Genomic DNA, 21963 nt, shown 5'->3' on the forward strand with positions numbered 1-21963 from the left:
CCGCGGCTCAGGCACGCGGCCTTCCCATCGCCCGGTACGTCCAGCCGGCCGCCCGCCAGCGCTCCGCGTCCAGCGCGTTGCGGCCGTCGAGGATCACCGGCGAGGAGACCACCTCGGCGAGCTCCGCCGGGTCGAGCTCACGGAACTCGCGCCACTCGGTCAGGTGCAGCACCACGTCCGCGCCGCGCAGCGCCTCGCGCGCCGAGTCCGCGTATCCCAGGGTCGGGAAGACGCGCCGGGCGTTGTCCATGCCCTTCGGGTCGTAGACGGTCACCTGGCCGCCCTGGAGGTGTATCTGGCCGGCCACGTTCAGGGCGGGGGAGTCGCGGACGTCGTCCGAGTCGGGCTTGAAGGTGGCGCCGAGGACGGCGACCCGGCGGCCGAGGAAGGAGTTCCCGCCGAGGACCTCCCGTGTCATCTCCACCATCTGGCCGCGCCGCCGCATGTTGATCGAGTCGATCTCGCGCAGGAAGGTCAGAGCCTGGTCGGCGCCCAGCTCACCGGCGCGGGCCATGAAGGCGCGGATGTCCTTGGGCAGGCAGCCGCCGCCGAAGCCGATGCCGGCCCGCAGGAACTTGGCGCCGATCCGGTCGTCGTGGCCGATGGCCTCGGCCAGCTTGGCGACGTCGCCGCCGGCGGCCTCGCAGACCTCGGCCATCGCGTTGATGAAGGAGATCTTCGTGGCGAGGAAGGAGTTCGCGGCCGTCTTGACCAGCTCGGCCGTCGGGAAGTCGGTCACCACGAACGGCGAGCCCGCGCCGACCGGGACGGCGTACACCTCGCGCAGCATCTTCTCGGCCCGCTCGCCCCGGACGCCGACGACGATCCGGTCCGGGCTCAGGGTGTCCCGCACGGCGAAGCCCTCCCGCAGGAACTCGGGGTTCCAGGCGAGCTCGACGCCCTCCGGCAGCACGCCAGCGAGCCGCTCGGCCGAACCGACGGGCACGGTCGACTTGCCGACGACCAGGGCCCCTTCGCGTACGACCCCGGCGAGGGAGGTGAAGGCGGCGTCCACGTAGCTCATGTCACAGGCGTACTCGCCGTGCTTCTGCGGGGTGTTCACGCAGACGAAGTGGACGTCGCCGAAGGCGCCGACCTCCTCCCAGGAGGTCGTGAAGCGCAGCCGCCCGCTCGATCCCTCGATGCCGGCGACGTGCTTCGCGAGGAGTTCCTCCAGGCCCGGTTCGTACATCGGGACCCGGCCGGAGGACAGCAACTCGATCTTCTCGGGGACGACGTCGAGCCCCAGGACCTCGAAGCCGAGTTCCGCCATGGCCGCGGCGTGGGTGGCGCCGAGGTAGCCGGTACCGATCACGGTGATCTTCAGGGCCATGCGGGTCTCCAGTGAACGTCGGGCGGAATGCCCGCCCGAGCATAGTCGTGCACTGGTCGGAGGCTGGGGCACGCCCTACCCTTTGGGTTACTTAACGGTAGTTAGCAAGCGTGGGAGTGACTGACGGTGGCGTCGACGAAGAACGAGACATCTGCTGATTTCGACCTGTACCGGCCCTCCGAGGAGCACGACATGCTCCGGGAGTCGGTCCGTGCTCTCGCGGAGGCGAAGATCGCGCCGTTCGCCGCGGCGGTGGACGAGGAGGGCCGTTTCCCGCAGGAGGCCCTGGACGCGCTGGTCGCCAACGACCTGCACGCCGTGCACGTCCCCGAGGCCTACGGCGGCGCGGGCGCGGACGCCCTCGCGACGGTGATCGTGATCGAGGAGGTCGCCCGCGCGTGCGGCTCCTCCTCGCTGATCCCCGCCGTCAACAAGCTGGGCTCGCTCCCGGTGATCCTGTCCGGCTCCGAGGAGCTCAAGCACCGCTACCTCGGCCCGCTCGCCAAGGGCGACGCGATGTTCTCCTACGCCCTGTCCGAGCCCGACGCCGGCTCCGACGCCGCCGGCATGAAGACCCGCGCGGTGCGCGACGGCGACTTCTGGGTCCTCAACGGCGTCAAGCGCTGGATCACCAACGCCGGCGTCTCGGAGTACTACACCGTGATGGCCGTCACCGACCCCGACAAGCGCTCCCGGGGCATCTCCGCCTTCGTCGTGGAGAAGTCCGACGAAGGCGTCTCCTTCGGCGCCCCGGAGAAGAAGCTCGGCATCAAGGGCTCCCCCACCCGCGAGGTCTACCTCGACAACGTCCGCATCCCCGCGAGCCGCATGATCGGCGCCGAGGGCACCGGCTTCGCCACCGCCATGAAGACCCTCGACCACACCCGCGTCACCATCGCCGCCCAGGCCGTCGGCATCGCCCAGGGCGCCCTCGACTACGCCAAGGGCTACGTCCAGGAACGCAAGCAGTTCGGCAAGCCCATCGCCGACTTCCAGGGCGTCCAGTTCATGCTCGCCGACATGGCCATGAAGCTCGAAGCCGCCCGCCAGCTCACCTACGCCGCCGCCGCCCGCTCCGAACGCGTCTCCGCCGGAGCCGACAAGCAGGACCTCACCTTCTTCGGCGCCGCCGCCAAGTGCTTCGCCTCCGACATCGCCATGGAGGTCACCGTCGACGCCGTCCAGCTCCTCGGCGGCTACGGCTACACCCGCGACTACCCCGTCGAGCGCATGATGCGCGACGCCAAGATCACCCAGATCTACGAAGGCACCAACCAGGTCCAGCGCATCGTCATGGCCCGCAACCTCCCGTAGGACACAGGGCCCGCGCCCCCTTCCTCGTACAGGAGAGAGGGCGCCCTCCCCACCGGGAAGGCGCCCTCTCGTCCGTACGTCCGGCGGTCAGCGCGACTCGACGGTGACCTTCTCGTCGTTCTTGATCTGCTCGACCAGCTGCTTCACCTTCGGCATGTCCCACTTCAGCGAGTTCTGCGGCGCCTTGCCCGCGATCGGGATGTTCATGGACTTGCCGTCGCCGCCGCTGATGCCCTTCATGGCGAAGAACATCTTCCCGAGGTCGTACAGCGACATGTCCTTGTCCACGACCAGCGTGTCCAGACCGGCGCCCAGCGTCGGGTACAGCGCGAACGGGTTGAGGATCGTGCCCGGCGTCGCCGCCTGGTTGGCCAGGGCGGAGAGGAACTTCTGCTGGTTCTTCGTCCGCGCCAGGTCCGACTCGGCGAAGGCGTACCGGGTCCGGACGAAGGCCAGGGCCTGCTCGCCGTCGAGGGTCTGCGTGCCGGCCTGGAAGTCGGCGCCGGACTTCTTGTCCTTGAAGCCCTTGTCGATCTTCAGCTCGACGCCGCCGAGCGCGTCCACGATGTTCGCGAAGCCGGCGAAGCCGATCTCCGCGTAGTGGTCGATGCGCAGCCCGGTGTTGAACTCCACGGTCCGCACGAGCAGCTCGGGACCGTCCATCGCGTACGCCGCGTTCAGCTTGGAGCCGCCACGGGCCGGGTACGACTTGCCCGACTCGGAGCCGACGAAGCTCGGGATCGTCACCCAGGAGTCACGGGGGAGCGAGACCATCGTGTTCCCGCTGGAGCAGGCCGCGAGGATCATCATCGAGTCGGTCCGCTTGCCCTCGGCGGAGCCCGTGTGCAGCTTCTTCTTCTCCTCGGCGGACATGCCCTCACGGCTGTCCGAGCCGACGATCAGGTACGTCGTGCAGTCGCCCTCGGCCGGCCGCTCGATGACCTTGGAGAGGTCGACCTCGTTGCGCATCTGGGAGCTCGCCCAGGCGTAGGTGCCGATGCCCCAGGCGAGGACGCCGACGACGAGGACGATCGAGCCGACCTTGATCCGCTTGCGCCAGTCCGGGGCGGGACGGCCGGGGCCGCCGGAGCCGGGGCCCGGGGAGTACTGCGGCGGCACGGTGCCGTTCCCGCCGCCCTGAGGGCCGCCGTAGACCTGGCCCGAGCTGTAACCGGAGTCGTAACCCGACCCCTGTGCCTGCGTGAAGTCCGGGTTGTAGCCCTGGCCCTGCGCCTGGCGGGGCGGCTGCTGCGGAACCTGCGGGCGCTGCACATGGCTCATCCGGCGAGGACCCTCGGGCCGGGGGTTCGCGTTGCCACGGCCGTAGCCGCCGTCTTCGGGCCAGTCATTCATGCGGACCAGTGTGCCGGGCAGGGCTTTACGGGCGACAGTCCGGGTGGAACATCGGACCGGTGCTGTTGCCAAGCTGATGCAAAGCGGACCGAACGGCGACGGCGACAGGACCCGGCATATGGTGGAGGGCATGACAGATCAGGGCGATATCCCGGGAAAGCCCACCTCCGCCTCCCGCACCACCCTCAGCCACATCATGACCAGCCACGACACCAACCTCCTGGGTACGGTGCACGGCGGCGTGATCATGAAGCTGGTCGACGACGCGGCCGGCGCCGTCGCGGGCCGGCACTCGGGCGGCCCGGCGGTCACCGCCTCGATGGACGAGATGGTCTTCCTGGAGCCGGTCAGGGTCGGGGACCTGCTGCACGTGAAGGCCCAGGTCAACTGGACCGGCCGGTCCTCCATGGAGGTCGGCGTACGGGTCATGGCGGAGCGCTGGAACGAGTCCACGCCCGCGACACAGGTCGGCTCCGCGTACCTGGTCTTCGCGGCCGTCGACGCGGACGGCAAGCCGCGCCCGGTCCCGCAGGTCGTCCCGGAGACGGAGAAGGACAAGCGCCGCCACCAGGAGGCCCAGATCCGCCGCACCCACCGCCTGGCCCGCCGCCAGGCCATCAAGGAACTCCGCGAACGCCGGGTGGCGGAGGGCTACCAGGACTGACCGACCCGGGCCCCCACCGAGGGGCCCGGGGCCCGCGACGCCCGGACACGGCCTAAGGGCACACCACCCGGTCCCCGGTCACCGCCACGAACGGCCCCGCCCGTCCCGCGTCCTCGCCCCGGACCGCCGTGACGCCCTTGTAGTCCGCCCCCGCGATCACCCGCATCACCCCGCCCCGCTTCGCGACCGCCCGCAGCTCCGCCCCCGGCAGCGCCGCCGCGAGGGTCCTGGCCGAGCGGTCCCAGCGCGGGTCGTACTCCACGACCGTCCGCGCCTGCTCCTTCCCGGTCCCGGTCTTCGGCGCCCGGGTGGTGTCGAAGCCGGTCCCGCGCAGCGCGTCGTCGACCCTCCGGCCCAGCCCGTCGGTCCGGGTCCCGTTGTAGACCTGCACCCGCACCGTGCGCGGCGGCACGTCCACGACCACGGCCTTCGGGGCCTTCGCCGACGAGGCGGCGGCCCGCGGCGGTGCCAGCGGCCGGTCCTCCCGCAGCGCCTTGAACAGCTTCTGCGCCTTCGCCGCGTCCCACTTCACCGTCGACCCGATCCCCTTCACGGGGAAGCTCATGTCCCCGATGGGCACGGACACGAACTCCGACGACGCCGGCGTGAAGCCCCGCATCGCCTTCGAGAGGGCGAGCAGCTGATCCGTACCGAAGTCCTCGTCGGCCCGGACGGAGCTCAGCATCGTCGTCGCGACCTCACGGAACCGCACCGGGTTGAACAGCACCCCGCCGCTCGTCATCCGCTCGATCAGCGCCGCGAGGAACCGCTGCTGCCGCTGCATCCGCCCGAGGTCGGCGGCCCCGTCGATGTGCCGGGAACGGACGTACTGGAGGGCCTGGCCACCGTCGAGCTCATGGGTGCCGGCCGGCAGGTCGAGCCCGGTGTACGTGTCCTTCACGGGCCGGGTCGTACAGATCTGCACCCCGCCGACCGCGTCGACGGTCCGCATGAAGCTGGTGAAGTCGACCTCCAGGTAGTGGTCGATCTTGACGCCGGTCATCGACTCGACGGTGCGTACGGTCAGCGAGGGCCCGCCCTCGGCGTACGCCGCGTTCAGCTTCACCGGGTGCGCCTGGTGCCTCTTGCCGCTGACGAGGTCGGTGTGCTCGGGCATCTCGGCGTACGAGTCCCGGGGCAGGCTCACCACGCTCGCCCGCTCCCGGTCCTCCGAGATGTGGACGAGCATCACCGTGTCGGTGCAGCGGCAGGGCGCGCCGCCCAGCCGGTATTTGGCCTTCTCCTCGGGGGTGATCCGGTCCCGGCCGTCGGTGCCGACGACGAGGACGTTCATGCCGTTGCCGGCCTGCGGCCGGTTCTTCATGTCCTTGAAGGGGTCGACGCGGGTGATGCCGGTGTCGAGGCCGGTCACCACGGCGTGCCCGATCCCGCCCGCCGCCAGGACGGTCACGGAGAGCGCCGTCGCCATCCGCATCCCCCACCGGGGGCGCCTGCGCCGCCGGCGGACCGGCGCGGCTCGGGCGACGGGCCGGGGACGGGGCGTGCGGGGCGGTGTGGGCACGGACGGACACCTCCGCGGGTGTGACAAAGGGAACCGTGAGCACGGTAGGCCCATACGATCAGCGCAAGGGTGCACCACCCGTGCGGCGCGCACCGCTGTCCCCCATTCGCGGTAACGTGGCGGGCAATGAACGCCACGCCCCCCGTCTCCGTGATCATGCCGGTCCTCAACGAGGAGCGGTATCTGCGCACCTCGGTTCGTCACATCCTGGAGCAGGAGTACGACGGCGAGATGGAGGTGGTGATCGCGCTCGGCCCGTCCACGGACCGCACCGACGAGATCGCCGCCGAGCTCGTCCGTGAGACCGCTTCCTCTCCTCGTGCTCGCGTCAAGACCGTGCCGAACCCCACGGGCCGCACGCCCGCCGCCCTCAACGCGGCGATCAAGGCCTCACGCCACCCGATCGTGGTGCGCGTCGACGGCCACGGCATGCTCTCCCCGAACTACATCGCCACCGCCGTTCGGCTCCTTGAGGAGACCGGCGCGCAGAACGTCGGCGGTGTCATGCACGCCGAGGGCGAGAACGCCTGGGAGGACGCGGTCGCCGCCGCGATGACCTCGAAGATCGGCGTCGGCAACGCGGCCTTCCACACGGGCGGCGAGGCGGGCCCGGCCGAGACCGTGTACCTGGGTGTCTTCCGCCGCGAGGCGCTGGAGCAGCAGGACGGCTACAACGTGGAGTTCATCCGCGCCCAGGACTGGGAGCTGAACTTCCGCATCCGCGAGGCCGGCGGCCAGATCTGGTTCTCGCCGGAGCTGCGCGTCCAGTACCGCCCGCGGCCCAGCGTCCGGGCGCTCGCCAAGCAGTACAAGGACTACGGCCGTTGGCGCCACGTGGTGGCCCGCTACCACCCCGGCTCCATCAACCTCCGCTACCTGGCCCCGCCGACCGCCGTCTGCGCCATCGCCGCCGGTGTGGTCGTGGGCGCGGTCCTCACCCCCCTCGGCTTCGTGATCCCGGCCGGCTACCTCGCCGCGATCGCGGCCGGCTCGGTCCCGGCGGGCAAGGGCCTGCCGCTCAAGGCCCGCCTCCAGATCCCGGTGGCCCTGGCGACGATGCACATGTCGTGGGGGTACGGCTTCCTCACCAGCCCCCGCTCCCTGGCGAAGAAGGTCATCGCGAGCCGCCGCCCGGCCGTGCGGGCGGGCGAGTCCGAGACGGTCTGACACGTCCCCTACGAGAACGGCGGCCGGGCCCCTTTCGGGGCCCGGCCGCCGTTCTCGTAGGCGGGGGAGGGGGTCAGCTCTTCCCGTCCCACTTGTAGACGGAGTAGACGTCCATGCAGGTCGCCTTGTCGTCGGCGCCCTCGGGCAGATCGCCCGCGATCGCCGTCGGCCTCTTGTAGACGGTGCCCTCGCGCCAGTCCGCGCCGACGACGAGGGTGATGTTCTCCGCCTTGGCATCGGCCCGGACGGCCGAGTCGGGCAGACCGAGCGACTTCGCCACGGACTGGGCGTTCGCCTTGCCCTGGTCGCCGTCCGCCTTGGGGTAGGCCACGATGGTGTCCTTGCGGCCGCCGCCCTCCTTGGAGGAACCGGCCTGGGTGAAGCCCTTGCCCTTGAGTGTCTCGACCACCGTGCCGGCACGGCCCTCGACGGGCGGCTCGCCGCCGCCGTCGGTGCCGTTGACGACCGTCACGGCGAAGGAACCGGGTGCCTCGGCGGGCGTCTTCGGCTTCGCGGAGGGCTTCGGCTTGGTGCCGGCCTTGTCGCCGTTCTTGTCGAAGGCGACGTCGTCCCGGAGCATCGACCACATCTTGTCGGCGGCGGACGGGACCAGCTGGAGCCAGGCCTTGGGGTTCGGCGCGTACGGGCTGGTCGGGACCGTGGCCGTCGTGAGGCGGTCCAGCTTGACGTTCTTCAGCTGCATCGACAGGTCGAAGAGCTTCGCCACCGTCTTCAGCTCGTCCGAGACCTGGAGGGCCTTCGTGGCCGTCTCGGCCAGACCCGTGAGCCGTCCGGTGTCGGTCCAGGCGTTCTGGCTCTGGAGCTTCTCCATCATCCCGTTCATGTACATGTGCTGGGCCTTGGCGCGGTTCTGGTCGCTGCCGAACGCGTGCCGGGTGCGCAGCCACTGGAGGGCCTGCTCGCCCTGGATCTCGGTGGTGCCGGCCTTCAGCTTCAGGCCGGAGCCGCCCTTGACGATGCCGTTCGACCTGTCCCACACACCGGTCTTGACGCAGACGGGGACGCCGCCGACCTCGTCGGCCATCGACACGACACCGGCGAAGTCGACCATCAGCCAATGGTCGATGTAGACGCCGGTGAGGCTCTCCCAGGTGGTGAGGGTGCAGCCGGGGCCGCCGCGCTGGAGGCTCTCGTTGATCGGCCGGTTGGCCGTGGCCGCGTACGACGTGCCGTCCTTGTCCTTGCACGCGGGGATGGGGACGACCGTGTCGCGCGGGATGGAGATGATCGAGGCGTTCTCGCGGTCCGCCGAGACGTGCAGCAGCATCTGCACGTCGGCGAGCGGCTTGCGGTCCTTGTCGTTCCGGCCGCCGCCCAGGGCGATGTTCTTCTCGTCCTCCCGGCTGTCGGAGCCGATCAGCAGGATGTTCAGCGGGGTGTCGCCCAGCGCGTTCGGCGGGGCCTTCTTCACGCCGCTCTCGCCGCCCGCGCGCCCGCCGCTGCGGATGTTGCCGTTGAGGTGCTCGTAGTACAGGTATCCGGCGCCGGCCGTGCCGAGTATCAGGACCGACATCGTGATCGCGACCCAGCGGAGCACCTTGCGCTTGCCCGCCTTCTTGGCGCGGCGGCGCGAGCCGCCCCGGCGGCTGCCGGACGGCCCGTCGGAGGCGCCGTCACCGCCGCCGCCCCCGCTGTTCCCGGCGCCGCGCCGGCGCTCGGCGCGGGTCGTGGCCTCGGCGGCCCCCGTCCCCTCGGGAGCGTCGTCCGCCCCGGCGCCGGTCGCCTCACCGGCGTCGTACAGGTCGTCGTCCCAGCCCAGTTGACGGGCGCGCGGAACGCTTCCCCGCGTTCCCTCCCCACGCACGCTGTTCTGTCCCACCCCAGGTCCCCTCGTCAGTCAGGAGCGCGCCAAGTCCCGTTTTTCCGGGGTTACTTGGCGCACACCTGCTTGTCAGCTTCTACCTTCTCGACGTCCGGCGCCTTCGTCGGACCGTTGATGGGCACCCCCGCGCCCTTGAAGTCGGCACCGAGGACGAGCGTCATGGGCTCGCGTTCCCCGGCGTCCTGCGTGCCCGGCTTGAGAGCCGTGGCGGCCAGACCCATCATGTCCGCGAGCGTGCGGGCCTGATCGGCCTGGTTCGGTGCGTAGGTGAGCGTCGTCTTCGCCGCCTTCTCGGGGGCGTTGCTCTTGTTGGTGGAGCGGCTCACGCCCTGGTCGTTCTGCAGCCAGACGATGGTCGACTGGGCCGCGCCCGTGATGCCGCTGCCGTTGAACACGTCGACGCGCACGTCGGCGGCCTCGGCCCGGGCGCCCTGGAGAAGCTTGGCCTGGGCCTGCGCCTGGGCGTTCTTGGCGTCCTGCGTCTTCTTCTTCACCGCGGTGAGCGAGGTGTCGGCCTGCAGCGCGGCGAAGAGCTGCGGTGCCTGCGTCGGGTGCGGCACCACGGTGATCGGCTTCGGCTCGTCCGGGTTGTCGATGACCGGGAGGGTCGCGAACGAGATGTTCTTCGTGTCGATCCCGGACAGCTCCTTGGCCAGGTCCTGGAGCTTGGAGAGGGACCCTATGCCCTTGTCGACGGTGAGCGCGTTCGTCGCCGCCTTCGCGAGGTCGAGCAGCTTCGTCGGGCTGGTGAGCGTCTCGTCCGACTTCATCTCCCGGATCATGGAACCCAGGAACTGCTGCTGGATCTTGATCCGGTCGAGGTCGCTCTTGTTGCCGAAGCTGGATCGGGTACGGACGAAGGCGAGCGCCTGCTCCCCCGCGATGACCGACTCGCCGGCGGGCAGCTTCAGGTGCGACTTGCGGTCGTTCACCGGCTTCTCGACGCAGACCTTCACGCCGCCGACGGCCGTGGTCAGCTCCTTGACGGCGTTGAAGTCGACCATCATGAAGTGGTCGACGGTCAGGCCGGTCAGCTCCTTGACCGTGCGCATGGTGCAGCCGGCGTCGCGGCCGTCCTGGCCGAGGCTCACGTTGAAGCGGGCCTTCTGCTGCCCGGGGATGGTCAGGAGCGAGCCGCCGGGCTGCTTCGTCTGGCACTCGGGGATCGTCGTCACCAGGTCGCGCGGGATGGAGACCGCCGTGGCGTTCGTCCGGTCCGCGGAGACGTGGAAGAGGATCGTGGTGTCCGCGTGGCCGGGGCTGTTCTTGTCGCCGTAGCCGCTGTTGCCCTCACCGGTCCGCTTGTCGGTGCCGATGATCAGGATGTTGAAGGCCTCGCCCTTGCGGAAGCCCTTGCTCTCGGCGCCGGCGACGTCGACGACGTCGATGTTGCCGTCGAGCTCCTTGTAGAGCATGTACGCGCCGGTCACCCCCCCGACGAGGACGAACGCCATCGTGCCGCCGGTCCACAGCAGGACCTTCTTCTTGCGCGACGCGCCCTGCTTGCGCTTGCGGCGGCTCGCGGGCGGCTGCTGCTTGTCGCCCCCCGCCTCGGTGACCCGCCTGCGGCGCTGGCCGGGGACGGGTGCCTCGACGGGGGTGTCGGCGGGCGCGGGCGCGGGAACGGTGGCTCTACGGGGCGCGGACGTCCTCTGCGGTGACTGCCCAGCGGAGTGGTCCAGTCGCAGTTCGTAGTTGCCCGTCTGCGGGTTGAGCACCCACTGGTCGGCGGGGTCGATCTCGTCCGCCCGTCCACGGCTGTGCGCGTCCACGGTTACTCGAGTCCTCCGTCGGTGCCACGCGAGGCGCCTCCCCCACAGGGCGCCGCTCTCTCGGTCGTTCGATCCTTGGTGAGTGCGACCACGCGGTCGGGGTGCACCGGATCGCGTCACAGTATCCGCCCAGTTCAGCGTGGGGCGACGTGCGTGACAAATTCCACGCCCCTTACAACCGGGCAATTTGCTCAAACCTCATCGCTCTCCGCCCTCCCCTTGGTGTGCCCTTTACTCACCGTCCCCACGGCCCTTTCAGGAGCACATCCCTTCCGCGGCGTTCCGCCCCGTGAAGGTGGGGGTCGCGGAGGGGGCCGGGGTGTCCGCGTCGTCGGGCTTCCCGTCCGCCCCCGACTCCTTCTCCTCGTCCGGCGCGACCACGACGGGCCGGTCCTCCCGTAGCTGCTTGAAGAGTTGACTCGCCGCCGGCTGTACCAGTTCGTCCCGGTTCGCGTCGTATCGGTACGAGCGGCGCGGCACCGTGAGGAACTGCACCTTCTCCGTCGGGACGGCCCGCAGCGAGCGCGCCAGGTCGTACAGGTCCCGCAGCGAGTCGAGCCCCGGGTCCGTCGTGATCGCCTTGGTGGCCGCGTCCAGGACCGGATAGAGCTTCGTCGGGTTCAGCAACACCCCGTCGCTCTGGACCTTGTTGACGAGGGCACCGAGGAACTGCTGCTGGCGGTCGATGCGGTCCGTGTCGCTGCCGTTGCCGATCGACTTCCGGGCGCGTACGAAACCGAGGGCCTGCTCCCCGTGGAGCGTCTGGCGCCCCGCGGGCAGCTTCAGCTTCGCGTCGGGGTCGTTCACCGGCTCCTTGAGGCAGACCTCCACGCCGTCGACCGCGTCCACCATCTTCTTGAAGCCCCGGAAGTCGATCACCATGTGGTGGTCCACCCGGATCCCGGTCAGCTTCTCGACGGTACGGATCGTGCACGCCGTGCCGCCGAACTCGAAGGCCCAGTTGAACTGCGCGAACTGCTCACGGGTGCGGGTCCCGTCCGGCTTGCGGCAGCTCGGGATCGTCACCACCAGGTCGCGGGGCACGGAGACGGCGATCGCGCTCCGCTTCCCCGCCGACAGGTGCAGCAGGATCGTCGTGTCGGAGCGCTGGGTGCCCTTGTCCTTGCCGTACTCGCGGTTCCCCGCGCCGGCCCGGGTGTCGGAGCCGATGAGCAGGATGTTCCGGGCGGCCGAGACGACCGCCGCCGGACGCTCCTTCTCGTACTCCTGGAGCTCGGCGGCGGCGGTGGTGTCCGTCGTGATGTTGCCGTCCAGCTTGCGGTAGAACCACCAGCCGACCCCGGCCGCGACCAGCACCACGATCGAGACGCCGAGCGCCGTCCACCGCAGCCAGTGGCGTCGGCGCGGCCCCTCCGGAGCCCCGGGAGCCGCGCCCTCCGTTGCCGGGGGATCCGGTTCGGCGGGCGTGCCCGCACGGTCCGTCACGTCTGAGTCCGTCCTTCATGGCGTCGGCGGCACGCCGGGCGGCCGCCGGTCGTAGAAGGAGACGGCCGAACCCGACGCATGGTTGTGCGGAAGGAGTCGACTCCCCCCGGCCGATCATGTACCGACGGGGGCGTGCGGGCCCGGGGACTCGGCGCGGTGCTGGGCCGAACGGGTTCCCGAGCGGTTCAGACGGCGGCGGTGACGGTCACCCGCTCGCTCTCCACCCGCTTCGCGAGGGACTCGGGGGACAACTGGTCCAGGTTCCGGCAGAGCACCACGGAGCCGCCGGCCGCCAGGGGCGCGTACAGACCCGCGGAGAGCCCCTGCCACCCCTCGTAACCGAGCCCGGAGAGCAGCCGGGCGCCGGGCGCGAGGCCGAGGGCGGCCGCGTCGGCGCGGGCCTCCGCCACGAGCCGCGCGCCGCTGCGCTCCGTACCGCCGACGGCGAGCGCCGGCGCCTCCGGGTCGACCGGCACGAACGGGGCGAACCGGTCGCCCTGGCTCGGCACCTCGACCGCGTAGTCCGCGTATCCGGCGGGCACCGCCGCGAACCGGCGGCCCAACGGGGCGAGGGAGAGCGCGATCCGCTCCCCGGAACAGGCGAGCCCCGCCTCCAACGTGTCCGGCCCCGCGACCACGAGGTCCGCGTCCGCGGGGTCGCCACCGACCTCCGCGGTCACCCCGACGGAAGAACAGGCGAGCAGCCAGACCGCCGTCTGCCAGTGCGCGGGCAGCAGCAGCGCGAGCCGGTCACCGGGCGCGGCGGACAACTCGCCCTGGAGCAGGTTCGCCGTCTTGGCCACCCAATTGGCGAAGGTGGCGACGGACAATTCCACCCGCTCACCGGTGGCGTCGTCGTAGAAGGTGACCAAGGGGCGGGCGGGGTCCGCGGCGAGCGCGGATCGCAGCAGGTCGGCGGGGGTGCGGTCGCTGGCGTTCACGCCGGACAGCGTACGCGGGCGCCCGCCCGGGGTCCGCCGTACCGGTGACGCCGTCCACCGGTCGGACCGACACGACGTCAGTTTCCGGGCCGGTTCCCGACGCGCGGAGCGGCCATGGGCTACGCACGATCGGCCTATGCGTGCCTCACTCGCCTCCTCGATCGCCGTTACCTGTGCGGCGGTCCTCGCCCTGCCGGTCTCCCTCGCCGCACCCGCGGCGGCGGACGTGCCCTCGGCGCTCGGACTGCCACCGGCGGCCACCGCACAGCCACCCTCGCCCGAACTGCCGGGCGCCACCCAGTCCCTGCCACTGGAGCCACTGAGCGGCGCCGACCGCTCGTGGGGCGGCGGGACGGACGACTCCGCCGCGCAGGGCCTCGCCCGTCGCGACGTCAGGCCCTTCTCGCTCGTCGGCGTCGTGTGGGACGACCCGACGGCCGTCCTCCACGGCACCGTGCAGGTCCGCACCCGGGCCACCGACGGCGGTGCCTGGTCGGAGTGGCAGGACATCGAGACCCACAACGAGGAACACGGCGCCGACCCGGACACCGCGGAGGGCTCGGGACGGGCGCTCAAGGGCTCCACCGCCCCGCTGTGGGTGGGTGACTCGGACGGCGTGGAGATCCGGGTACGAGGGGAGGAGACGCTCCCCGAAGGCCTGCGCCTGGAACTCGTCGACCCGGGCGAGGCGCCGCCGACCCCGGACGGGGCGCTGGAGACGACTCCGGAGACGACGCCGGAGACGACTCCGGGGGAGACACCGGAGGAGAGGCCGGAATCGGCCCCGGACGGGTCCGCCGAGACAACCCCGGAGACGTCCCCCGAGGCCGTTCCGGATGTTCCGGACACGGCCCCCGAGACGGCCCCGGAATCCGCCCCTGACGGGTCTGCCGAGACGATCCCCGACGAGGCCCCGGGAACGGACCCCGACGCCGCTCTGGAGCCGGTGTCCCGGCGTACGCCCCTGGAAGGGGCGACCCGGCCCGAGAGCCCGGGTGCGGCACCCGCCGCCCTGACGCGCACGGCAGCGTCCCCGCCCGCCCCGGGCGCCTCACTCGTCCCCACCGGCTCGTTCGGAGCGCTCGGCGCGTTCGGGGCCCTCGGCCTCCTCGGCCTGAGCGCGGCGGAGGCGGCGGCCAGCGGGGTCAACGCCCAGCTCGCCCCGTTCGGAGCGGCCTGGATCCCGGCGCTGTCGAAGGCTGCGACGGAGCTCACGCTCCCGTACCTGCCGAGGCCGGAGGAGGTGCGGCCCCCGGTGGCGGCCCAAGCCGCCCCGGCCGCCCTGGCCCCCGCCCCGGCGGCACCCGCCGCACCCGCGGCCGCGAAGCCGTACATCGGCCCCCAGCCGAAGATCATCACCCGTAAGGGCTGGGGCGCGGACGAGTCGATCCGCGAGAAGGGCTTCGTCTACACCAAGAGCATCAAGGCCGCCTTCGTGCACCACAGCGTGACCGGAAACAACTACACCTGCGCCCAGGCCCCGTCCGTCCTCCGCGGTATCTACCGCTACCACGTCAAGAGCAGTGGATGGCGGGACTTCGGCTACAACTTCGCCGTCGACAAGTGCGGAAACATCTACGAAGGCCGTGCGGGGGGCGTGGCCAAGCCCGTCCTCGGCGCGCACACTCTCGGGTTCAACACCAACAGCATGGGCATCGCCGTCCTCGGTACGTTCACCAAGAGCGACCCGCCGGCCGCCGCGGTGACCGCCGTCGCCAAGCTGACGGCCTGGAAACTCGGGCTGCACGGGGTGAACCCGAAGGGAACGGCGACCCTGGTCTCCGGTGGCGGAAACCTGTACGCGAAGGGCAAGAACGTCAAGTTCAACGCCATCGCCGGACACCGGGACGGATTCGCGACGGAGTGCCCCGGAGCACGGCTGTACGGGAAGCTCGGAACGGCCCGTACGAGCTCGGCGAAGTACCAGGGAAGGAGCTGATGGGGTCATCGGGGCAACCATCGGCCTAAACTGACCGGTCATATCGCACGGACGGCCGAGACGGGCGTGCTGACGGGCCCCGAACAGGAAGCAGAGACGACAAGGTGACAGAAGCGATCCTCCTGGTCGGTGGCAAGGGAACGAGGCTGCGACCCCTCACGGTCAACACGCCCAAGCCCATGGTCCCGGCGGCGGGCGTCCCCTTCCTGACGCATCAGCTGGCCCGCGCCCGCGCCGCCGGCGTCGAGCACATCGTGCTCGCCACCTCCTATCTCGCCGAGGTCTTCGAGCCGCACTTCGGTGACGGCTCGGCGCTCGGCCTGAGCCTGGAGTACGTGACCGAGGAGGAGCCGCTGGGCACCGGCGGCGCGATACGCAACGTCGCCTCGCGGCTGCACTCGGGGCCCGACGACCCGGTCCTCATCTTCAACGGGGACATACTCACGGGCCTCGACATCCAGGCCCTCGTCGCCACCCACTCCTCCTCCGGCGCGGACGTCTCGCTCCACCTCACCCGGGTCGAGGACCCGCGCGCCTTCGGCCTGGTCCCCACGGACGCCACCGGCCGCGTCACGGCCTTCCTGGAGAAGCCGCAGACACCCGAGGAGATCGTCACCGACCAGATCAACGCCGGCGCGTACGTGTTCCGGCGCTCGGTCATCGACACGATCCCGGCCGGCCGCCCGGTCTCGGTCGAGCGGGAGACGTTCCCGGAGCTCCTCGCGTCCGGCGCCCACCTCCAGGGCATGGTCGACTCCACCTACTGGCTGGATCTCGGCACCCCGCAGGCCTTCGTCCGCGGCTCCGCCGACCTGGTCCTCGGCCGCGCGCCGTCCCCGGCCGTACCGGGCCGCTGCGGCGACCGCCTGGTGCTGCCGTCGGCGCGCGTCGCCCCGGACGCCAAGCTGACCGGCGGCACGGTCGTCGGCGCGGACGCGGTGGTCGGCGAGGGCGCCCGCATCTCGGGCTCCGCGCTCCTGGCGGGCGCGGTCGTCGAACCGGGCGCGGTGATCACCGACTCCCTGATCGGCGCGGGCGCCCGCATCGGCGCTCGTACGGTCCTCAGCGGCGCGGTCATCGGCGACGGCGCGCAGGTGGGCGCGGACAACGAACTGCGGGACGGCATCAGAATCTGGTGCGAGGCGACCCTCCCCGCAGGCACGGTCCGCTTCTCCTCGGACCAGTAACCCCACCGGCGGGCGGCCCCCTGGGACCCGCCCGCCGCCTCCGTCCGTCCCCCAGTCGCGGGCATAAGCCCGCCGGGCCTCCACCAGCGCTCAGCCGCCCCGGACCGTGGCCTCCGCCCGCCGACCCCGTCCCCCCGGTCGCGGGCATACGCCCGCCGGGCCTCCACCAGCGGCTCCGCCGCCCAGGCCGTGGCCTCCGCCCGCCGACCCCGTCCCCCCGGTCGCGGGCATACGCCCGCCGACGCGGTCCCCCCGGTTGTGGGCATACGTCCGCCAAGGGCGGAACGGGTGGGCACAACCCCCTTAGGGCGCCGCCCGCTCCCCGAAACGCCCACCCCGAGGCCCCGCACTCTCGGCGGCCCGCACCCCCGGCCGAGCCCCGGCTACGCTCGTAACCGGCCCGCACCCCCCACCGCGCCCCGGCTACGCTCGTAGCCATGGCCGGCCGCTTCACACCCCCCACGAACCCCACCCGCACCACAGTCCGCGGCGGCCACACCCCTGTCCCCCGGCGGGAGAGCCCCCTGGACCCGGCAGCGGACCTGTCCACGCACCCGGCGACGCACCCGGCAGCGGACCACGCAGCGGACCAGGCACCAGGCCTGGACCCAGCTGCCGGCCCGGCCGTAGGCCTGGACCCCACCGTCGACCTCGGCCTCACCCTCGGCCCCCTCCGCCGCGGCCCCGCCGACCCCACCTTCCGCGTCACCCCGGACGGCTCCTTCTGGCGGGCCAGCCGTACCCCCGACGGCCCCGGCACCCTCCGCGTCGCCGTCCGCGACGGCCGGGTCGCGGCCGACGCCTGGGGCGCGGGCGCGACCTGGCTCCTGGACCGCCTCCCGGCGCTGCTCGGCGCCGAGGACGACCCGGCCGCCTTCGTACCCCGCCACAAACTGGTCCTCGCGACCCACCGCCGCCGCGTGGGCCTGCGTCTGACCCGTACGGGCCTGGTCCTGGAGTCGCTGATCCCGTCGGTCCTGGAGCAGAAGGTGACGGCGGTCGAGGCCTACCGGTCCTGGCGGCTGCTCGTACGGAAGTACGGCGAGCCCGCGCCGGGCCCGGCCCCCGAGGGCATGCACGTGATGCCGGAGGCGCGGACGTGGACGCGGATCCCGTCCTGGGAGTGGCACCTCGCGAACGTCGACGGCAAGCGCTCGGCCACGATCGTCCGCGCGGCCGGGGTCGCGGCCCGCCTGGAGGAGGCCGCGCTCATGGATCCCGCGGCGGCCCGACGGAGGCTGGAGCTGGTCCCGGGCATCGGCCCGTGGACGAGCGCCGAGACGGTCCAGCGCAGCAACGGCGCCCCCGACGAGGTCACGACCGGCGACCTCCATCTGCCCGGCATCGTCGGCTGGGCCCTGGCGGGGGACCGCACGACCGACGACGAGGCGATGCTGGAGCTCCTGGCCCCCTACGCGGGCCAACGCCACCGCGCGGCCCGCCTGATCCTCCTCAGTGGCCGCGTACCCCCGCGCCGGGCGCCCCGGATGACCCCGGGCGACATCACGGCGCTCTAGCGGGACCCACCGCGCCCGGGCCCACGGCCCGAGGCCCGCCGTCCGGCCCGCACCACAGCCCCCCGCCGGCCCGCACGAAAGGCGAGCACGAAAGGCGAGCACGAAAGGCGAGCACCAGACACCCGCCCCGCCCCCTCAGCGCACCTCGACGAACTCCGAGGCCAACCGCGCCGCCCGCTCCTTCGGCGCCCCCGCCGGATGTCCGATCGCGACCGCGCCCAGCGGGTCCCACCCGGCCGGCAGGTCGAGGACCTCCCGTACGACGTCCCGGCAGAACATCGTCGAGGACACCCATGCCGAGCCCAGCCGCTCACCGGCGAGGGCCACCAGGAAGTTCTGGACGCCCGCGCCCGCCGCCACCACGAACATCTCGCGCTCCGCCGCGTCCCGGCGCGGGTCGCCGTAGTGGTGGGCGCCGTCCATGACGAGGCAGGGCACCGCGAGGTAGGGCGCGTGACGCAGGACGTCCCCGCGCCGGACCCGCTTGGCGATGGACTCCTCGGACTTGCCGTCCCGCCGCAGGTCCGCGATCCAGGCGTCCCGCATCGCGTCGAGCAGCCGCACCCGCGACCGGGCCGACTCCAGGAGCACGAACCGCCACGGCGTGGTGTGGTGCGGGGCCGGCGCCGTCACGGCCGCGGCGACCGCCCGCCGTACCGCCCCCGGGTCGACCGGGTCGGAGGCGAACTCCCGTACGGTCCGCCGCAGCGTCACCGCCTCCCGCACGGCCTCCGACGTGCCGAGCCGGAACATGTCGTCGGCGGCGCCGCGCACCAGCGCCCGCGCCCCCGGCTCCTCGTCCCCGGCCACCACGTGCGGCAGGCCCCGGACGACGGCGACGGGGAGACCCGCCGCCTTGCCCTTGACCAGGTCGCCCGCGGCGGCGAGTTCGTCGGCGGTGGCGACCACGGTCGCGCTCAGCGGATTGCCGAACGCGTCGGTCCCGCCGCGCAGGTCGTCCAGGACCCGCACCCCCGCCGCCCCGATCGCCACGTCGGTGAGCCCGCTGCGCCAGGGCCGGCCGAAGGTGTCCGTGACGACGACGCCCACGTCGACGCCGAGCGCCTCGCGCAGCCCCGTACGGATCCGCCGGGCCGAGGCGTCGGGGTCCTCGGGCAGCAGCAGCACCGTCCCGGCGGGGGTGTTGGACGCGTCGACCCCGGCGGCGGCCATCACGAGCCCCTGCCGGTTCTCGACGATCCGCAGGGCGCCGCGCCGCGCCACCACCCGTACCGTCTCGGCGTCGATGGCCTCCTCGCGGTCGTCGGCGGCGATCACCCGCCCCTCGGCCTTGCTCACGATCTTGGAGGTGACGAGGAGGACGTCCCCGTCGACGAGATCGGGTGAGACGGAGGCGATGAGCTTCGCCAGGTCGTCCCCGGCGGTCACCTCGGGAAGCCCGGGCAGCGCCCAGACCCGGTACGAGGGACTCCCGGCATCCTCCGGCGCCCCCGGCCCCACGGACGCCACGCTCACCGCAGCTCCTCCGCGAGCGCCAGGGCCTCCCGTGCCATCGCGGCCGTCGCCTCGACGTCGGTCATCATCAGCGGGACCGCCCGGCAGCGGATGCCCGCCGCCTCGACGTCCGCGACCGCGCCCGCGTCGACGGTGTCGACGAGCCAGCCGTCGACGAGTTCGGAGCCGTAGTTCCGGGCGACCGCCGCCGCCGTGGATTCCACGCCCACGGCCGCGAGCACCTTGTCGGCCATGCCGCGCACGGGCGCGTCCCCGACGATGGGGGAGAGGCCGACGACGGGCACCTCGGCCGCGACGATCGCGTCCCGGATGCCGGGCACGGCCAGGATCGTCCCGACGCTCACGACGGGGTTGGACGGCGGGAAGAGGATGACGTCCGCCCCGGCGATGGCCTCCAGGACGCCGGGCGCGGGCTTCGCGGCCTCCGCCCCGACCGGCACGATCGCCTTCGCGTCCACGGAGGCGCGCAGCTTCACCCAGTACTCCTGGAAGTGGACCGCGCGCCGCTCGCCGTCGACCTCGATCGCCACATGCGTCTCGACGCGGTCGTCGGACATGGGGAGGAGCCGCACGCCCGGCTGCCAGCGGTCGCAGAGCGCCTCGGTGACGGCGCTCAGCGGGTAGCCCACGCCGAGCATCTGGGTCCGGACGATGTGGGTCGCGAAGTCCCGGTCGCCGAGGCCGAACCACTCGGGCCCCACGCCGTACGCCGCGAGCTCCTCCTTGACGGTGAAGGACTCGTCGCGGCGGCCCCAGCCCTGCTCCTCGTTGATGCCACCGCCGAGGGTGTACATCACCGTGTCCAGGTCGGGACAGACCTTCAGCCCGAAGAGATGGATGTCGTCACCGGTGTTGCCGATGACCGTGATCTCCGCGTCAGGCGCGGCCTGCTTGAGGCCGCGAAGGAAACGGGCACCACCGATGCCGCCGGCCAGAACCACAATGCGCATGCACATCAGTCTCTCAGGCCACTGCGACACCCGGGGCGAGTGGGGCGCACTGCGCCTGGAGCGACTCGTGCATCGGCATCTCGGTGAGGCCGGGGAAGTAGACGTGCAGGCTGACGGCCGGTTCGAGGGAGTCGTTGGCGACCTCGTGGACGTACCCCGGCGCGAAGACCCGCTCCGCGCCCGGCGCGAGCGTCCGCGCGCCCCGGTCCGTACGCTCCGTCAGTTCGCCCTCCAGGACGGTCAGTACGCCGGAGGAGACCCCGTGGTCGTGGAGCCCGCTGCCCTGGCCGGGCACCCAGGAGAGCAGCCACACCTCGTAGCCGGGGCCGGTGCGGAGCCGGTGGTACCAGCGGGTGGTGGCGTCGTACTCGACGTACGGGGCCCACTGGGAGCGGTCGTCGGCGATCGCGCGCGCGAGGCCGGCGAACTCGGCCACGGTGACGGGGTGGGCGCGCTCGGGCTGAAGGAGGTGCGGGACCTCGAGGATGTCGCCGGCGATCTGAAGGTCGCTGTCCATGTTCATGGGTGGGGAGGTTCCTCAGCAGAAACAGAAGCGGTGGGGGGTCACGGAGAAGAGGTGACACAAGTGACGCAGGGTGACGCTGGGAGAAAGCTGGAGCTCTACGGCATCAACAGCTGGGACAGCAACAGCAACAGCGCGCCTGGACAGCGCTGCGGAACCCACGGCTGTGGGTCGCGGAGAGCGCTGCGGTCGCTGGCATGCCACCAAAGGTGGCCGGAAGGGCACCCGACTGTCAACTCAATGCCCGATTTGGGGGTAATGTTTCACCTCATCCGGTTACCGTGCGCGGAGAAAGGTTTGCTCAGGCGCGGACCAGGACAGATGGCGCTTCAGTCGTGCCCGTAAACATGGCGGCGCCCGCGAGATCGACCACGCTCTGTCACTGCCTGGCTCCGGCCGGTCCGTGATCGGACTGTGATCCGGATCGCTTCCATGGCTGGATCGCAACAAGATCCAAGTCTCGGACGTCCTTCCTGTGAGGGGCGCACGGTGCACCCAGGCCGGTGGCATGTGTCTCGGTTTTTGGTGATTTGAACACTTTCCGCATACGCTTGGTTCCGCAGAGTGAATACGAGGCCCAATAGCAGATCTCGGCTTGACTCGCGCAGAGCACAAACTTGTAATTTCACTCGTGTCGTCAGGCCGGGTTCGCAACGGCAACACCACGGGGACGCACAGAACAGACGAGGGGCGCACATGACCGAGTTGTTCCAGGAACTGCTGGTCGAGGACGCGGACGAAGAACTCGGCTGGCAGGAGCGCGCGCTGTGCGCCCAGACCGATCCCGAGTCCTTCTTTCCCGAGAAGGGCGGCTCGACCCGCGAGGCCAAGAAGGTCTGCCTCGCCTGCGAGGTCCGCTCCGAATGCCTCGAATACGCGCTGCAGAACGACGAGCGGTTCGGCATCTGGGGCGGTCTCTCCGAGCGCGAGCGACGTCGCCTGAAGAAGGCCGCCGTCTGAACCGCGCGAGGCCTGCCGGGCCCCGCCCACCGCGGGCGCGCCCACCGGAACACGCG

17 protein-coding genes are annotated in these 21963 nt (G+C 71.8%); 7 read left to right on the forward strand and 10 right to left on the reverse strand.

What is annotated here, in order from left to right; all coding sequences use genetic code 11:
* Nucleotides 1-7 precede the first annotated feature (7 nt).
* Nucleotides 8-1333, reverse strand: coding sequence for a UDP-glucose dehydrogenase family protein (locus tag ACRRSS_RS03515; protein WP_435969752.1), 1326 nt, complete (start codon nt 1331-1333; stop codon nt 8-10).
* A 126-nt stretch (nt 1334-1459) separates the two neighbouring features.
* Between ACRRSS_RS03515 and ACRRSS_RS03520 the strand changes: the two genes are divergently transcribed.
* Nucleotides 1460-2647: an acyl-CoA dehydrogenase family protein gene (locus ACRRSS_RS03520; RefSeq protein WP_435969753.1), complete on the forward strand. Its 1188-nt coding sequence runs from the start codon at nt 1460-1462 to the stop codon at nt 2645-2647.
* Between the two features lie 87 nt (nt 2648-2734).
* Here ACRRSS_RS03520 and ACRRSS_RS03525 read toward each other — a convergent pair whose 3' ends face one another.
* Nucleotides 2735-4000, reverse strand: coding sequence for an LCP family protein (locus ACRRSS_RS03525; protein WP_435969754.1), 1266 nt, complete (start codon nt 3998-4000; stop codon nt 2735-2737).
* Between the two features lie 130 nt (nt 4001-4130).
* Between ACRRSS_RS03525 and ACRRSS_RS03530 the strand changes: the two genes are divergently transcribed.
* Entirely contained in the window at nt 4131-4664 is a 534-nt protein-coding gene (locus tag ACRRSS_RS03530) for an acyl-CoA thioesterase (protein ID WP_435969755.1), read from the forward strand.
* 52 nt (nt 4665-4716) lie between these two features.
* Here ACRRSS_RS03530 and ACRRSS_RS03535 read toward each other — a convergent pair whose 3' ends face one another.
* Nucleotides 4717-6240, reverse strand: a complete 1524-nt coding sequence (locus ACRRSS_RS03535) for an LCP family protein (RefSeq protein WP_435969756.1) — start codon at nt 6238-6240, stop codon at nt 4717-4719.
* 72 nt (nt 6241-6312) lie between these two features.
* Here ACRRSS_RS03535 and ACRRSS_RS03540 point away from each other — a divergent pair, with 72 nt between their 5' ends.
* Complete coding sequence (locus ACRRSS_RS03540) at nt 6313-7353, forward strand: glycosyltransferase family 2 protein (RefSeq protein ID WP_435969757.1); 1041 nt, start codon at nt 6313-6315, stop codon at nt 7351-7353.
* A gap of 73 nt (nt 7354-7426) precedes the next feature.
* Here the strand turns inward: ACRRSS_RS03540 and ACRRSS_RS03545 are convergent, their stop codons facing one another.
* The 4 genes from ACRRSS_RS03545 to ACRRSS_RS03560 form a co-directional block, all read right to left on the reverse strand.
* On the reverse strand, nt 7427-8887 hold the full coding sequence (locus ACRRSS_RS03545; protein ID WP_435975242.1) for an LCP family protein: 1461 nt from the start codon (nt 8885-8887) through the stop codon (nt 7427-7429).
* 356 nt (nt 8888-9243) lie between these two features.
* Nucleotides 9244-10968, reverse strand: a complete 1725-nt coding sequence (locus tag ACRRSS_RS03550) for an LCP family glycopolymer transferase (protein ID WP_435969758.1) — start codon at nt 10966-10968, stop codon at nt 9244-9246.
* A gap of 255 nt (nt 10969-11223) precedes the next feature.
* A complete protein-coding gene (locus ACRRSS_RS03555; RefSeq protein WP_435969759.1) occupies nt 11224-12414 on the reverse strand; it encodes an LCP family glycopolymer transferase in 1191 nt (396 codons plus the stop codon).
* Nucleotides 12415-12599: 185 nt separating this feature from the next.
* Entirely contained in the window at nt 12600-13355 is a 756-nt protein-coding gene (locus tag ACRRSS_RS03560; protein ID WP_435969760.1) for a TIGR03089 family protein, read from the reverse strand.
* Between the two features lie 136 nt (nt 13356-13491).
* On the opposite strand from ACRRSS_RS03560, the gene ACRRSS_RS03565 reads away from it, so the two are divergent.
* The 3 genes from ACRRSS_RS03565 (at nt 13492) to ACRRSS_RS03575 (ending at nt 17998) form a co-directional block, all read left to right on the forward strand.
* Nucleotides 13492-15294 (forward strand): N-acetylmuramoyl-L-alanine amidase, encoded by a 1803-nt coding sequence (locus tag ACRRSS_RS03565; protein ID WP_435969761.1) that lies wholly within the window; start codon nt 13492-13494, stop codon nt 15292-15294.
* Between the two features lie 104 nt (nt 15295-15398).
* Nucleotides 15399-16481, forward strand: a complete 1083-nt coding sequence (locus tag ACRRSS_RS03570) for a sugar phosphate nucleotidyltransferase (RefSeq protein ID WP_435969762.1) — start codon at nt 15399-15401, stop codon at nt 16479-16481.
* Nucleotides 16482-16918: 437 nt separating this feature from the next.
* A complete protein-coding gene (locus tag ACRRSS_RS03575) occupies nt 16919-17998 on the forward strand; it encodes a DNA-3-methyladenine glycosylase family protein (RefSeq protein WP_435969763.1) in 1080 nt (359 codons plus the stop codon).
* Nucleotides 17999-18133: 135 nt separating this feature from the next.
* On the opposite strand, the gene ACRRSS_RS03580 is transcribed toward ACRRSS_RS03575, so the two are convergent.
* Genes ACRRSS_RS03580 through ACRRSS_RS03590 form a run of 3 tightly spaced genes read right to left on the reverse strand, consistent with a single transcriptional unit; the run spans nt 18134 to nt 20947 of the window.
* The gene (locus tag ACRRSS_RS03580) at nt 18134-19468 is read right to left on the reverse strand and encodes a coenzyme F420-0:L-glutamate ligase (RefSeq protein ID WP_435975243.1); all 1335 of its coding nucleotides are present in this window, start codon (nt 19466-19468) and stop codon (nt 18134-18136) included.
* A gap of 2 nt (nt 19469-19470) precedes the next feature.
* Nucleotides 19471-20424 carry a 2-phospho-L-lactate transferase gene (gene cofD, locus ACRRSS_RS03585; protein ID WP_435969764.1) on the reverse strand — a complete coding sequence of 318 codons (954 nt, stop codon included), beginning with the start codon at nt 20422-20424 and terminating at the stop codon, nt 19471-19473.
* A gap of 13 nt (nt 20425-20437) precedes the next feature.
* On the reverse strand, nt 20438-20947 hold the full coding sequence (locus tag ACRRSS_RS03590) for a cysteine dioxygenase (RefSeq protein ID WP_435969765.1): 510 nt from the start codon (nt 20945-20947) through the stop codon (nt 20438-20440).
* 696 nt (nt 20948-21643) lie between these two features.
* Between ACRRSS_RS03590 and ACRRSS_RS03595 the strand changes: the two genes are divergently transcribed.
* Nucleotides 21644-21907 carry a WhiB family transcriptional regulator gene (locus ACRRSS_RS03595; protein ID WP_015033978.1) on the forward strand — a complete coding sequence of 88 codons (264 nt, stop codon included), beginning with the start codon at nt 21644-21646 and terminating at the stop codon, nt 21905-21907.
* The last annotated feature ends 56 nt before the right edge of the window (nt 21908-21963 follow it).

Origin of the sequence: Streptomyces sp. Qhu_M48, assembly GCF_051305195.1 — a bacterium.
GTDB lineage: Bacteria > Actinomycetota > Actinomycetes > Streptomycetales > Streptomycetaceae > Streptomyces.

Coding starts and splice junctions, on each gene's coding strand:
- ACRRSS_RS03515 (WP_435969752.1), bottom strand. CDS start 1,333: ATGGCCCTGAAGATCACCGTGATCGGTACCGGCTACCTCGGCGCCACC.
- ACRRSS_RS03525 (WP_435969754.1), bottom strand. CDS start 4,000: ATGAATGACTGGCCCGAAGACGGCGGCTACGGCCGTGGCAACGCGAAC.
- ACRRSS_RS03530 (WP_435969755.1), top strand. CDS start 4,131: ATGACAGATCAGGGCGATATCCCGGGAAAGCCCACCTCCGCCTCCCGC.
- ACRRSS_RS03535 (WP_435969756.1), bottom strand. CDS start 6,240: ATGGGCCTACCGTGCTCACGGTTCCCTTTGTCACACCCGCGGAGGTGT.
- ACRRSS_RS03540 (WP_435969757.1), top strand. CDS start 6,313: ATGAACGCCACGCCCCCCGTCTCCGTGATCATGCCGGTCCTCAACGAG.
- ACRRSS_RS03545 (WP_435975242.1), bottom strand. CDS start 8,887: ATGTCGGTCCTGATACTCGGCACGGCCGGCGCCGGATACCTGTACTAC.
- ACRRSS_RS03565 (WP_435969761.1), top strand. CDS start 13,492: ATGCGTGCCTCACTCGCCTCCTCGATCGCCGTTACCTGTGCGGCGGTC.
- ACRRSS_RS03575 (WP_435969763.1), top strand. CDS start 16,919: ATGGCCGGCCGCTTCACACCCCCCACGAACCCCACCCGCACCACAGTC.
- cofD (WP_435969764.1), bottom strand. CDS start 20,424: ATGCGCATTGTGGTTCTGGCCGGCGGCATCGGTGGTGCCCGTTTCCTT.
- ACRRSS_RS03590 (WP_435969765.1), bottom strand. CDS start 20,947: ATGAACATGGACAGCGACCTTCAGATCGCCGGCGACATCCTCGAGGTC.
- ACRRSS_RS03595 (WP_015033978.1), top strand. CDS start 21,644: ATGACCGAGTTGTTCCAGGAACTGCTGGTCGAGGACGCGGACGAAGAA.